This is a genomic window from Liquorilactobacillus satsumensis (assembly GCF_964065465.1).
Classification (GTDB): domain Bacteria; phylum Bacillota; class Bacilli; order Lactobacillales; family Lactobacillaceae; genus Liquorilactobacillus; species Liquorilactobacillus satsumensis.
Map to the genome: position 1 here is coordinate 1,432,005 of NZ_OZ061606.1, position 13,902 is coordinate 1,445,906.

The following is a 13,902-nucleotide window of genomic DNA, read 5'->3' on the forward strand; positions in this document are numbered from 1 at the left end:
GGCCGCCTTAAATTGAGTTAAATCCTGCAAACCAAACAAAGCTGGCTTTTTCTGAGCAGCATTGAAGCGACTTTTGGGTGCTTTGATGCTGCTCATTTTTTGATTTAAGAAAGTAAAAATTTCAAAGCCCAAGGGTTACTTTGTAATGCCGAACTTAGTCTACGGATGGTAAGCGCAGGGTGTCGCACTTCTACTTAACTTATCCCGCAAAGCGCGTTACAGTGGAGACGCAAGAATCTGTACCTTTTAGCCGATAATGGCTCTCAAAATTGTGAATTGTTTCATTAACTTTGTCACTTACAGGTGTGCCGCAGTGTCAGTTAGTGTGTATTGTAAATGCTTACATTTAGATTTTATAATAAGAGTGTAGAAAAAAAGGAGGTACTCCAATGGAAGCAAAAGTCTCTAAGAAGAAAACACTTAAAACTCAGATTCAGAAGTTAGGAACGAGCCTAAGTGGAATGATCATGCCGAATATTGCCGCAATTATTGCTTGGGGCTTGGTTACAGCTATTTTTATGGCAGCTGGGTGGTTCCCGAATAAACAAATTGCAACTTTGATCACCCCGATGCTTAATTATATGATTCCCCTTTTAATTGCCTATGTCGGTGGTCGAATGGTCTATGAAGAACGTGGAGCAGTGGTAGGTGCAATTGCCGTAATGGGTGTAATTGTGGGTGCTAAGGTACCAATGTTCTTAGGCGCAATGATCATGGGCCCGCTGGGTGGCTGGTGCATCAAAAAGTTTGATCAGATGTTCCAAGATAAAATCAAGTCTGGTTTTGAGATGATTTACAACAACTTCTCAAGTGGAATCCTAGGAATGATTTTAGCAATCTTTGGTGTTTTTGTAATTAACCCATTGGTAACAGCTGGCAGTACGATAATGAGCAAGGGCGTTGATTGGATTATTTCAGTTCACATGTTGCCTTTGGCTAATATCCTGATTGAACCGGCTAAGGTCTTATTCTTAAATAATGCCATTGGAAATGGGATTCTAGTTCCGCTAGGAATTCAACAGGCTGCACAGTCAGGCAAATCAGTGCTCTTCTTGCTTGAATCAAACCCTGGTCCTGGACTGGGAATCTTGTTGGCATTTATGCTCTTTGGTAAAGGCGCTGCTAAGGCTTCTGCACCAGGTGCTGCCTTGATTGAATTCTTTGGTGGAATTCATGAAATTTATTTCCCGTATGTCTTGATGAAACCAGCTTTGATTTTTGCTGCAATTGCTGGTGGTGTTAGTGGGACATTTACCTTCTCCCTGTTGGACACAGGTGTTAAAGCAGCAGCTTCTCCAGGATCAATCATTGCAATCCTTTTAATGACACCAAAAGGCAACTATCTTAAGATCTTAGCTGGAGTTTTGGTTGCCGCAATTGTTTCATTTATCGTTGCTGCGCTTATTTTGAAAGCCGATAAGTCTGACGGCAAAGCTGAAGATGAATTAGCTGAAAAGCAAGCACAAATGAGCCAAATGAAAGCTGAATCTAAAGGTGCTGCTCCAGTAGCAGGTCAAAGTGCTGAAAAAGCAGTACAGGAATATGCAGATGTCAAAAGAATTATTTTTGCCTGTGATGCCGGCATGGGTTCTTCTGCAATGGGTGCATCTTTACTGCGAGACAAAGTTAAAAAAGCAGGTATCACAGATATCCCAGTTACGAACACCGCTATTAGCCGCCTGAAAGACGAAGATGGCTTGCTGGTAATTACTCAGGAAGAATTGGCGGATCGTGCGTTGCAAAAGACACCAAACGCAATGCATATTGCTGTGGATAATTTCTTGAGCAGTCCAAAGTACGATCAAGTTGTTTTGAATCTTAAAGCATTAACACAACTTAATCCGGAAAAACAAATTCAAAAAAAGAATGAAGAAAAACCAACTAAAAATCAACGGTTAGCTGAAATTGATTATGCAGCGGTTACGGAAGTCGACTTTATCCATCATGATCAACGAGAAGGATCCGCAACAATGGCAGCATCTTTGTTCAAAGATCGGCTGAAGAAAGTCGGTAAGCAAGTACCAGTCAAAAATCTTGGGATCAATGAACTTGAAGATAGCAAACAACATTTAGTAATTGTGACCCCTGAAGCGGAGAAAAATCTGAAATTACGTTATACTGAGGTCCAGGTAGTAACTGTTAAAAATCTGCTTGAAGCTGATGAATACAGTTATATTGTAGAACGTTTAGCGTAAAGAGGATGATTTAGTTGATCTTGTTATCGGACCGTCAAAAAAAGATCTTACGTGAGCTGTGGAATAATCCAGATGGCATTCAGATGAATACACTTGAAGATGCATTGAAGATCAGCCGCCGCACGGTTTATCGTGAATTTTCAGAGTTAAAGCTTTATCTGAGTGAGCATGGTTTGAAGATTGAAAATAATGCAGCCTTGTATTTTTTGGAAGGAACGGCGGCTGCTAAAACAAAGCTTGCTGCTGAGTTGAATACGCAAAAGGGAGATACAGCTTTAACGACTAAGCAACGACAGGCAGCGATTGTCTGTTTGCTGCTACTCAATCACGAACCGGTTAAAATCTTTTCCTTAGCGGTTTCTCTCGGTGTCAGTGAAGGAACGATTCAACGCGATCTGAAAAGAGTCTCTAAGGCATTAGCCAGTTATCAAATTAAATTAGATGCTAAAAAGGCAGTGGGTATTCAGGTCGTTGGTGAAGAAGCTCAAAGAAGACTAATTTTATGCGGAACACTAACAAATGAGATTAACGAATATGAATTCTTCGAATATTTAGACGCCAATAATCATAAGCAAACACAAAGCTTTTTCTTAAGGCTGCTCCCCAAAGATGTGCTGCAACGTTGTGTGGTGGCATTAGAGGAGGCACAGATTGCTTCGCGGGCAAGATCTGACATGCAAGAAGTCCAGTTGGTTTTAATGATCGCAATCTCGCTTATCAGAATGAAGAAGGTGGTTATCAAGAAATATGCCGCTGTAGATCAGGAAAAAATTTTTCAGTATCGACAACGTGCACTGGAGATATTCACAAAATTCAGCGCACAGATCAAGGAAAAAATTACAACCGGCGAAGTTGATTTCATCGCAGTTCAACTGCAAGGGTTAGACTATCATCTGGGTGTCAGTGGATGGGCTGATAACTACGACTTGCAAGTTTCCTACAATGTCAAACAACTCATTCAGCTGATTTCAGCTGAGATTCACTGGAACTTCGGATTGGATCAAGATTTATTTTCACGGTTGGTTAGGCATATGACCCTTTTGTTGCATAGTGATTCGGCACGGCTTCCCAACGCGCGTATTGAGATTTTGAATAGTGTCGGGCAGCAGTATCCGGAGTTGTACAACGCGGTCAAGAAAGGGTTACACGAAATTTTTTCTAAGTATTCGTTTTCGGAAACAGAGGCACAACTGATCTTATTGTATTTTGCCAATAGTTATTCTAGTGGTCAGACCAGACGACAGTTGCGGGCGCTGATTGTTTGTCCAAACGGAATCGGAACAGCAAGTATCCTAAAGGGAAGACTCCACAAGGAAATTCCGGCGATTGCAGCGATTCGGATTGCAAAAGTTTCACAGTTAAATGAGCTTGATCCTGCTGAATATGATTTGATTCTTTCAACACTTGATCTTCCTGGTTTTGACTGGAAATATTACATTGTCAGCCCGTTGTTACTAGATGATGAACTTGAACGAATTAAGGCACTGATTTCAAAATATACGGTAGGCCGGCAACACCAATTGAACGTTCAAAAGCAAAATACAGGTTTTGCACAAGGACAGCAGCGCTTAGATGAGATGTTCGCTAGATTGAAAGCAAGCAAGGAATTATTGAGTCGAATTAAAGTTACGCAGGTTGCTGCTGCACCAGAGTTAGAAACAGTTTTGGAATTGATTCTGGAAAAAATTCCAACTCAGATCATTACTGATCGGGTCAAAGTCAGGCATGAGATGATTGCACGCGCTGAACTTGCTCCTGTTGGAATCCCAGATACAGGAATTGCACTGGTGCATACTACAGATGAAAGTGTTAAACGCCCTTTCTTCTCGGTTTACCAATTAGCGCGACCACTTGAAATGCTGGCAATGGACCAGACACCACTAGAGGTTGTCCGGGTGATGCTGATGGTTGGACCCGCCCCAATGAGCGATTTTCAAAATATTTTGATGGGTCTAATCAGTAGTGCAATTGTAATGAACAGTAACAATACTCACGTTTTTGAAGAAGGTACTGAAGAACAGATTAAAGACTTAATAGCAACTCAGTTTATGGATCAAATTGATTTTAAGAGAAAGAGATGATGTGTAATGGAACTGCAAAAAGATATGATTCTGCTCGGTCAACATGTAGCAACTAAGGAAGAAGCAATTAGATTAGCCGGAAAGCTACTGGTTGAAAATGGGTATGTTGAAGATGCATATATTGACTCGATGCTTGCACGTAACAATGATGTTTCAACGTATATGGGAAACTTTATTGCGATCCCACATGGTACAGAAGCAGGTAAAAAGTTCATCAAGAAAACCGGAATCTCGATTGTGCAGGTTCCAATGGGAGTTGACTTTTCCGAAGAAGCAGGTACTGAAAATATTGTGACGGTTGTTTTTGGAATTGCCGGACTTAATGGTGAGCATTTAAATATTTTGTCGCAAATTGCACTGTTTTGCAGTGATGTCAATAACGTGGTTAAGTTAGCAGACGCACAGTCCAAGGATGAGATCATTAATTTATTGAAAGAGGTTGGTAAATAATGAAAGCTGTACATTTTGGAGCAGGTAATATCGGTCGTGGATTTATTGGGGAAACTTTAGCTGAGAATGGATTTGAAATCAAATTTGTAGATGTTAATGAAACGATTATTGACGCTTTGAACGCAAGACACGGATACACGATTCAACTGGCAGATGAGTCGCAAAAAAAGATTCAGGTCGCACATGTCAGTGGAATTAATAACGGCAAGGATCCTGACAAGGTTGTTGCGGCATTGGAAGATGCTGATATTGTAACAACCGCAATTGGACCGAAAATTTTGAAGTTCATTGCGCCGCTGATTGCTGCAGGAATTCAATCCCGCAAGCAGCATCATAATGAAAAGAAAGTTGATGTGATCGCCTGTGAGAACATGATTGGCGGCAGTCAAGCGTTGAAAAAAGAGGTTTATGCTCATCTTGAACCTGCAGATCAAGAGTTTGCTGATCAAGTTATCGGCTTCCCCAATGCTGCAGTTGATCGGATTGTACCGCTGCAAAAACATGAAGACCCACTTTTTGTCTCAGTTGAACCTTTTAAAGAATGGGTTGTTGATGAAAGTCAGATGGCTGCGCCTGAATTGAAGTTGAAAAGGGTTCATTATGCACCAGACTTGGAACCATTCATCGAAAGAAAGCTCTTTTCAGTTAATACGGGACATGCAACTGTTGCTTATACTGGAAAGCACAAAGGATATGACAACATTGGAGATGCAATTGCTGACCCAGATGTCTTGCGCCAATTGAAACGGGTTTTGAAAGAAACTGGGGATCTTTTAATCGCTAAATGGGATTTTGATCGCAAAGAGCATGAAGCTTATCAAGAAAAAATTATTGGACGGTTTGAAAATAAATATCTTTCTGACGAAATTGCGCGTGTTGGCAGAACTCCAATTCGTAAGTTAGGTTATGACGAACGTTTTATTCGACCAATTCGTGAGGCTAAAGAACGTGGATTGGGGTACGCAGCACTCTTAGAAACTGTAGGTAAAATTTATACATTTAATGAACCGCAGGATGAAGAGAGTCAAAAATTGCAACAGATGCTCAAAGAAGAATCGTTGGAAGAAGTAATTCGTGAGACGACCGGTTTAAAAGATGAAGAGTTGTTACAGGCGATTGCTGCATCGTATAAAGAAGCTGCAGCAACCAAGCAAAATGCATAGGAATTGGCAACTAAGACAAAGTGGAGTTGACAAATAGCTGTTATTTTGGTTTAATAACCACTAAATACAAAGCGATGATTGGAAGAGTAACATTTAGCTGATTTTTTACAGGGAGCCGTGTTAAGTGGGAAGCGGTGAAATCATTGAGTGTGAAGGTAATCCATAAGCTGCAGTTGCGACAGAAAATGAAGTGACTGCTGGGAATGCGCCCATTATAGCAATGAAGTATCGTTATCAACGAGATAGCCGTACTTTATGAGCGTCAGCTATGCAAAGATAGCTGAAATTAAGGTGGTAACGCGTTTCAAAACGTCCTTTACTTGAATTTTTCAAGTAAAGGACGTTTTTTTATTTTTCAGCGCTGCGTTAATTTAGAGGAGGGGTTTTATGGGTAACAAAGAATTATCAAAAAAGCAGTATCTGATTTTGGCATCATTGTTGTTTGGACTTTTTTTCGGAGCAGGCAACTTGATATTTCCAATTCATCTAGGGCAATTAGCAGGTAAGGCGTGGTTTTTTGCCGCAATTGGGTTTTTGCTTTCAGCAATTTTAATGCCGCTGCTTTCGCTGTTAGCAATCAGTTTAACTAAAAGTAATAGTATGTATGATCTAGCGCTGCCAGCAGGCAAGTTTTTTTCATTATTTTTTCTGATTTTAACACATCTTTCTCTAGGGCTCTTGATTGCAGCTCCACGAACTGCCACTGTAACATTTTCGCTAGGCGTTCAACCTTTCTTACCCCAATCATGGGAGAAAATGGGTTTGTTAATTTTTTCGTTCTTGTTTTTTGGAGCTGTTTTTTTATTGGCCTACAAACAAAGTCAGATTACCAAGTATGTTGGTAAATTACTGAATCCATTGTTTGTAGTGCTGCTTGCATTTATTTTCTTGATTGCTTTTTTAATTAAGGGAGATTTGCAAGGGATAGCTTTAGGGACAACAAATAAGGCACCTGAATTAATTAATGGATTTTTGCAAGGATATAATACGATGGATGCACTGGCAGGTTTAGGTTTCGGGGTTACGATCATTTCAGCGCTTAAGTTGTTCGGTGTAAAAGAGAGCAAGGCACGTGCGCGTGCGGTAGCTAAGGTAGGTGTGATCACGATGGGATTTGAGGCAATCATTTACATTTTTTTGATTGCTTTAGGTGCCGCTAGTTTATCATATACCAAGCTGAGCAGCGAAGGTGGGACTGCGTTTTCTGAGATTATGAAGCACTATACCGGTATGGCAGGTGCTGCTTTGTTAGCAGCTCTTACATTGTTAGCTTGCTTAACGACTGCAATTGGGCTGATTACCTCTTTGTCGCAGGATTGGGGTCATCGTTTTCCTAAGCTTGGTTATCACTTCTTCTTGAGCGGTGCGACACTTGGATCATTTATGATTTCGAATTTTGGGCTAACACAGATTATTCTGTATTCTTCGCCTATTTTAAGCTTCCTTTATCCCTTGGCAATTGCATTGATTATCTTAGGCCTTTTGCAGCCCTACATTGGAAAAGAAAAGCTGATTTATAAAGCAACAATTTTGTTGACGTTGATTCCTGCAATTTTAGACTTAATTCATAACTTGCCAGCTCCTTTTTTAAAATTGCAGTTCCTGCACACAATTGACATCTGGGCGTCAGCTCATATTCCTTTATATGCAGTTGGATTAGATTTTTTACCGTTCATGATTTTAGGCTTTTTCTGTGGCATCCTGTTATTACGAATGACTAAGGGTGCTCGGACGGTTGCACCAGACAACGAATCGCAGCCTTAAAACGAGAGCACAAGTTGCTTTTCTATTGAGTAGTTTAGCGCTTAATTAGACCTAAATTTTAACCAGTGGACTAGTATTTTTATTTCAATTCCAAGTTTTTTATAATATGTATACCATTTATAGGATATTCAATTGACATGTCCTTTGTGGTGGCGTATATTTGTTGTTGGTTAAGGTATTAATTTTTATTTTTGATATAGACCAATTAAATAAAAACAAACAATAAATTAATAATAAATGCGGAAGGCTGGTTATCTTTATGTGTGGTATAGTTGGTGTTACGGGCAAACAAAATGCCGTTGAGATTCTCCTAAAGGGGTTGGAACGCCTCGAATATCGTGGTTATGATTCTGCTGGAATCTACGTAAATGACCAAGATGGCAAGGAGTATCTTGTTAAGGAAAAGGGTCGGATCTCAGAATTACGCAAAGAGGTTTCAGGCGACGTTCATGGTTCAACTGGAATTGGACATACACGTTGGGCAACTCATGGAGCACCTAGCAAGGCGAATGCACATCCGCATGTATCTGCTGACGGCCGCTATTACTTAGTACATAATGGTGTGATCGGCAACTTTGCACAATTGAAGGAAGAATACTTACAAGATGTGACCTTCAAAAGTGACACTGATACGGAAGTTGTTGTACAGCTGATTGCTAAATTTGCGCAACAAGGATTGGAAACTAAGGCAGCCTTTAAAAAGGTGTTGAGTTTAATTGATGAAAGTTCTTCGTATTCTTTCTTACTGGTTGATCATAATGAACCAGATACACTTTACGTTGCGAAGAATAAGAGCCCCTTATTGATTGGTGTAGGGCAAGGCTTTAATGTTGTCTGCAGTGATGCACTGGCAATGCTTGACCAGACACATGACTTTATTGAACTGGTGGACGGCGAAATTGTAGTCGTTAAGCCAAACAGTGTGACGATTGAAGATCCACAAGGCAAAGTGATGGAACGCAAACCATTCCACGTCAGCACAGATGCTTCAGAAGCTGATAAAGGAGCTTATCCTTACTATATGTTGAAAGAAATTGATGAGCAGCCAGGTGTCATGCGTTCATTAATTAAACATTATGTGGCAGAAGATGGAAGCATTAAAATTGCTCCGGAATTACTTACGAAATTGAATAATGCAGATCGCTTGTATATTGTTGCTGCTGGTACAAGTTACCATGCTGGACTTGTGGGTCGGGAAATTTTTGAAGGATTGACCAAAATTCCTACTGAGGTGCATGTTGCTTCAGAATTTGCCTATAATCCACCGTTACTTTCTCAAAAACCGTTCTTTATTTTCTTGACTCAAAGTGGTGAGACCGCCGATAGTCGCCAAGTACTTTCATTAGTTAATCAATGGGGCTATCAGAGTTTAACAATCACTAACGTTGAGAACTCGACGCTTTCGCGTGAAGCTACACATACCTTGCTATTATATGCAGGACCAGAAATTGCAGTTGCTTCAACTAAAGCTTATACCGGACAAATTGCATTGGAAGCTTTGTTGGCAAAAGCAATGGGTGCACAAAAGGGTCTGACAACCGCTGCTAATTTTGAAGTTGCGCAGGAACTGACAAAAGTTGCTAACGGCATGCAGGAACTGGTTGATGAAAAGGCACAGATTGAGAAAATTGCGACTGCTGCTTTGGCAACGACGCGCAATGCATTTTATATTGGACGTGCAATTGATTATGATATCGCACAAGAAGCGGCACTTAAGCTTAAGGAAGTTTCGTATGTTCAAACAGAAGGATTCGCTTCAGGTGAGTTAAAACACGGGACGATTGCTTTGATTGAAAAAGATACGCCAGTTGTGGCAATCATCACAGATGCGAAGACTGCTAAACATACACGGAGCAACGCACAGGAAGTTCTGGCCCGTGGAGCAAACGTCATTTATATCGTAAGCCGTGCTTTAGCAGAAGAAGGCGATCAGATTGTATTGCCGGATGTTCATCCATTGTTGACACCGCTACTTGCGATTGTACCGTGCCAGTTGTTGGCATACTATACAAGTCTGCAGCGCGGTTACGATGTAGATAAGCCACGTAATTTGGCAAAGAGTGTTACGGTAGAATAAAATATGTTAGATGCATCAGTCAGTATAGTTCAAGCATTTAATTTGGGTAGGTTATGCTGCAGGTGTAAAAACGAAAAATTTGTTTTTTGAGCGGAGAAATCTGCTCTTTTTATTTACATTAAAAATGAATTATATCTGCTGAAAGTTATACTGGACATGATTTAAGTAAGAGGTGAGCAAGATGCACATTATTATTATTGGTAATTGTGGCAGTGGGAAGTCGACACTTGCTAAAAAGATAAACCAAAAGATGAACTATCCGCTTTTGCATCTCGATAGCCTATGGCATAGCACTGATTATTCTGCAGCTGCTAAGGGCTGGTTTAGTGAGCAGCAACGACGCTTTATGCAACAAAAAAATTGGATTATTGAGGGTAACTATTATGACACGCTCCCCTTGCGGCTGGCGGAAGCAGATTTTATTATTTGGTTGAAAGTGGGGCGCCTGACTGCTTTATGGCGGGTTATTAAACGGTCTTTAAAATTTCACTATGATAAAAAGAGTAGAACAGAGATGCCAAGTCAGTTTAGCGAACATTTCAACCGCGAGTATTGGGATTTTTTGCGTTTTGTATATTCCTATGATGAGCACCAAACAGAGCAGTTGGTGCAAGAAAAGCGCCAAAAACACAGTGTAGTACTGATTGTTAAAAGTCAAAGAGCAAAGGATCAATTACAAGAACGCCTTCTAAGGTTAAAAAGACTACGATAACTAGCAGATTTTCAAAATTTTCTGGGGTGTAAAAATACCATATATGAGAATTAAGTGGACTTGGAGAAGGCAAGGGCATAAGGGAGTTAAAATGACAACTTAAAGATTGCAGAATTGGTAATTGAATGTCACGTTGAAATTAAAAAATTTTATAGCTAGGTTAATTAACGAGGAGATTAGAAACAAGTCATAAGCATGCGAAAAGTATTATAGTCTGAATGACCCTAACATTTTCTTTGATGAAGAGGTTGTTTTACCAGAATAAGTGGCTGCTATAAACCTACAATAATTTTTTTTAGAGATGCTACACTCAAAACCACGAGATTGTTAGTTATTTTTGAGAAAAACAGCATTTATAAGCATATAAATAGGGATATTTGCTGAATTTTAAGTCCTTTTATTTGCTAACTTTAAAATATTGAAATCTAAAATTACCATTTTATCAAGGCCTAAGCACTATTTATAAGTTTTGTTTATTACAATTTACCGGTTTGACTATAAAATCCCTCTTGGCATAAAGTAGCGGAGTAAACATAAACTAGGAGGAGAGATAATGATGGAATATACACCGGAACAATTATTGCATAACCCATTCTTGAATAAGGGGACTGCTTTCACGCATGCAGAAAGAGATCAGTATGGTCTGAACGGGATTTTGCCACCTGCTGTACAAACATTGGAGCAACAGGCTAAACAAGCTTACGCACAGTACCAACGTAAAGCAACAGCTTTAGAAAAACGCATTTTCTTAATGGAAATTTTCAATGAGAATCACGTGCTTTTTTACAAACTGTTTTCACAGCATGTTTATGAATTTATGCCGATTGTTTATGATCCTACGATTGCAGATACAATTGAAAATTACAGTGCATTATTCACTAATCCACAAAATGCCACCTATTTGTCAATCGATGAACCTGAACATATTGAAGAGGCCCTAAAACAAAGTGCTGATGGTCGCGATATTCGTTTGATCGTTGTGACAGACGGAGAAGGCATTTTAGGAATTGGCGATTGGGGAACGCAAGGCGTGGATATTGCTGTCGGTAAATTAATGGTTTATACCGCAGCCGCTGGAATTGACCCCAGCCAAGTATTGCCGGTTGTTTTAGATGCAGGGACAAACAATCAAGAATTATTAAAAGATGATCTTTATCTTGGTGTGCGTCATGAACGCATTTATGGCGAACAATATCATCATTTTGTAGATCAATTTGTTGACACTGCCGAAAAATTATTCCCAGATCTTTATCTGCATTTTGAAGACTTCGGACGCAGTAATGCTGCTACTATTTTGAACCGTTATAAGGAAAAAGTTACGGTCTTTAATGATGATATCCAAGGAACTGGGATTATTGTGCTTGCCGGAATCTTAGGTGCATTGAACATCTCGCATGAAAAAATTGCTGATCAGGTTTATATGAGTTTTGGTGCTGGAACTGCCGGCGCTGGAATTGCAAGCCGCATTTGTGAGGAATTTGTGCAGCAGGGGATGTCACCAGAAGAAGCTAAAAAACACTTCTATCTTGTCGACAAACAAGGTCTTTTATTCGATGACATGGACGACCTGACACCAGAACAAAAGCCTTTCGCACGTAAACGCAGTGAGTTTGCTAATGCTGATGAGTTAACCAGCCTTGAAGCTGCAGTTAAGGCTGTTCATCCTACAATTTTAGTAGGAACATCCACAGTTCCAGGAACCTTTACTGAAAGCATTGTAAAAGAAATGGCTTCTGCAACTGCACGTCCAATTATTTTCCCATTGTCAAATCCTACGAAATTAGCAGAGGCTAAGGCTGAAGATTTGATTCGGTGGACAGATGGTCAAGCACTGGTAGCTACTGGGATTCCAGCAGAACCAGTTGAATATAAAGGTGTTTCCTACGAGATTGGGCAGGCTAATAATGCCTTAGTTTACCCTGGATTAGGGTTAGGTACAATTGCAGCGACTGCGCGGTTGCTGACAGATGGAATGATTTCAGCAGCTGCTCACAGTTTAGGTGGAATTGTAGATCCTGCACAACCAGGTGCAGCAGTCTTACCACCAGTTTCTAAGTTGAGTGAATTTAGCCAGACAGTTGCATTCGCGACTGCTAAAGAAGCTGTGGCTGAGAAACTTAATCGAACAGAAATTAAAGATGTTAAAAAAGCAATCGACGCAGTTAAGTGGGAACCAGAATATAGCCCGCTGGCGGATGATGTAAAAGTTGTAAAGAGGGGCGAATAACAGCATGGCAGCATTATTTACTTCGGTTCAGAGTATTTTAACAATTGTTTTGATTATCGCTTTAGGCTATATTTTGCGTAAACAAGGTTGGTTTGATGACAACTTTGGTGGAACTATTTCTAAATTGCTGATGAAGGTTGCTTTACCAGCATCGATTTTCACGAGTGTTTTAAAGCGGCTTACATTGAGCAAACTATTAGGACTGTCTTCTGGGTTAGTGTTTGGTTTTGGCGGAGTCTGCTTAGGCTATATTGTGGCTTTCATCCTTGTCAAATTGCTGAAAGTTCGTCCTGGACGCCGGGGCACATTCATCAATATGTTTGTGAACGCAAATACCATCTTTATTGGACTGCCGTTAAACTTGGCTTTGTTTGGTGATAAGGCCATGGCATATTTTCTGATGTATTATGTTGTTAATACAGTTTCAACTTGGACACTCGGAGCATTCCTGATGTCATGGGATGATCCCACTAAGACTGGGGCTCAAAGTGGTAAGAGTACCTTTAATTGGAAGAAACTTTTGCCGCCACCATTAGTTGGTTTCTTAGTAGCACTGGTCTTCTTATTCCTGCCTTTCCATGTAATGCAGGTCAGTTGGTTGGCTTTTTTGATTAATGCTTTGACCTATGTAGGCAGTTTGGTTACACCACTTTCCTTGATTTACATCGGGATTGTACTTTGCAATGCAGGGCTATCCTCGATTCGCTTCGACAAAGATACAATTTTTGCACTGATTGGTCGCTTTGTGATCGCACCAGCTTTGATTGCAATGCTGATTCTTGTGGGGATGCACCGCGGTTTCAACATTCCCAGCTTAGAAGCTCAAACTTTGATTGTGCAGGCTTCGGCACCAGGCTTAGCAGTTTTGCCAATTTTAGCTAATGAAGGTCACGGCGATGTTGAATATGCAACTAACGTCGTTACAACGTCCACCGTCCTTTTTGCAATTGTTTTGCCAGTTATTATGGTATTGATTCAGAACTTCTAAATTAGAAATTATTTATTTAAGAACATGCTTCGAAACGGGGCTGTGACAAAAGTTAACTTTTGGCACAGTCCCTTTTTGATTCCGGATAAACGTGTTCCATAAGTCAAAATTCTCCGTCTAACTTCGAATTACTCATCGCAAAGTACTCGCGATGTTCGTAATTTCGAGTTAGTACTCAAATTTTCCCGACTTATGTCACACTCTCGTTTTTTTAGACCTAAGAAATAAGAGATTGACAAGGCAGG

9 protein-coding genes and 1 other annotated feature are annotated in these 13,902 nt (G+C 40.2%); all 9 genes read left to right on the forward strand.

Translation table 11 applies throughout. The annotated features are described in order from the left end of the window. The first annotated feature begins 389 nt into the window (after positions 1–389). Positions 390–2,195, forward strand: a complete 1,806-nt coding sequence (locus AB3Y88_RS06585) for a PTS mannitol transporter subunit IICBA (RefSeq protein WP_056959538.1) — start codon at positions 390–392, stop codon at positions 2,193–2,195. 14 nt (positions 2,196–2,209) lie between these two features. Beyond that, on the forward strand, positions 2,210–4,276 hold the full coding sequence (locus AB3Y88_RS06590) for a BglG family transcription antiterminator (RefSeq protein WP_228889873.1): 2,067 nt from the start codon (positions 2,210–2,212) through the stop codon (positions 4,274–4,276). A gap of 6 nt (positions 4,277–4,282) precedes the next feature. Beyond that, positions 4,283–4,726: a PTS sugar transporter subunit IIA gene (locus AB3Y88_RS06595; RefSeq protein ID WP_054757403.1), complete on the forward strand. Its 444-nt coding sequence runs from the start codon at positions 4,283–4,285 to the stop codon at positions 4,724–4,726. Next, on the forward strand, positions 4,726–5,889 hold the full coding sequence (locus AB3Y88_RS06600) for a mannitol-1-phosphate 5-dehydrogenase (protein ID WP_228889877.1): 1,164 nt from the start codon (positions 4,726–4,728) through the stop codon (positions 5,887–5,889). Before AB3Y88_RS06595 ends, AB3Y88_RS06600 begins: the two co-directional genes overlap by 1 nt. Before the next feature lie 65 nt (positions 5,890–5,954). After that, positions 5,955–6,209 (forward strand) — a binding site (T-box leader). A gap of 67 nt (positions 6,210–6,276) precedes the next feature. After that, on the forward strand, positions 6,277–7,653 hold the full coding sequence (brnQ, locus tag AB3Y88_RS06605; RefSeq protein ID WP_056959543.1) for a branched-chain amino acid transport system II carrier protein: 1,377 nt from the start codon (positions 6,277–6,279) through the stop codon (positions 7,651–7,653). Between the two features lie 259 nt (positions 7,654–7,912). Continuing rightward, positions 7,913–9,730 carry a glutamine--fructose-6-phosphate transaminase (isomerizing) gene (glmS, locus tag AB3Y88_RS06610; protein ID WP_228889879.1) on the forward strand — a complete coding sequence of 606 codons (1,818 nt, stop codon included), beginning with the start codon at positions 7,913–7,915 and terminating at the stop codon, positions 9,728–9,730. A 181-nt stretch (positions 9,731–9,911) separates the two neighbouring features. Beyond that, positions 9,912–10,442, forward strand: a complete 531-nt coding sequence (locus tag AB3Y88_RS06615) for a topology modulation protein (RefSeq protein ID WP_228889881.1) — start codon at positions 9,912–9,914, stop codon at positions 10,440–10,442. 556 nt (positions 10,443–10,998) lie between these two features. Beyond that, a complete protein-coding gene (locus AB3Y88_RS06620) occupies positions 10,999–12,669 on the forward strand; it encodes a malolactic enzyme (RefSeq protein ID WP_056959587.1) in 1,671 nt (556 codons plus the stop codon). Positions 12,670–12,673: 4 nt separating this feature from the next. Beyond that, on the forward strand, positions 12,674–13,657 hold the full coding sequence (locus AB3Y88_RS06625) for an AEC family transporter (RefSeq protein WP_056959547.1): 984 nt from the start codon (positions 12,674–12,676) through the stop codon (positions 13,655–13,657). The last annotated feature ends 245 nt before the right edge of the window (positions 13,658–13,902 follow it).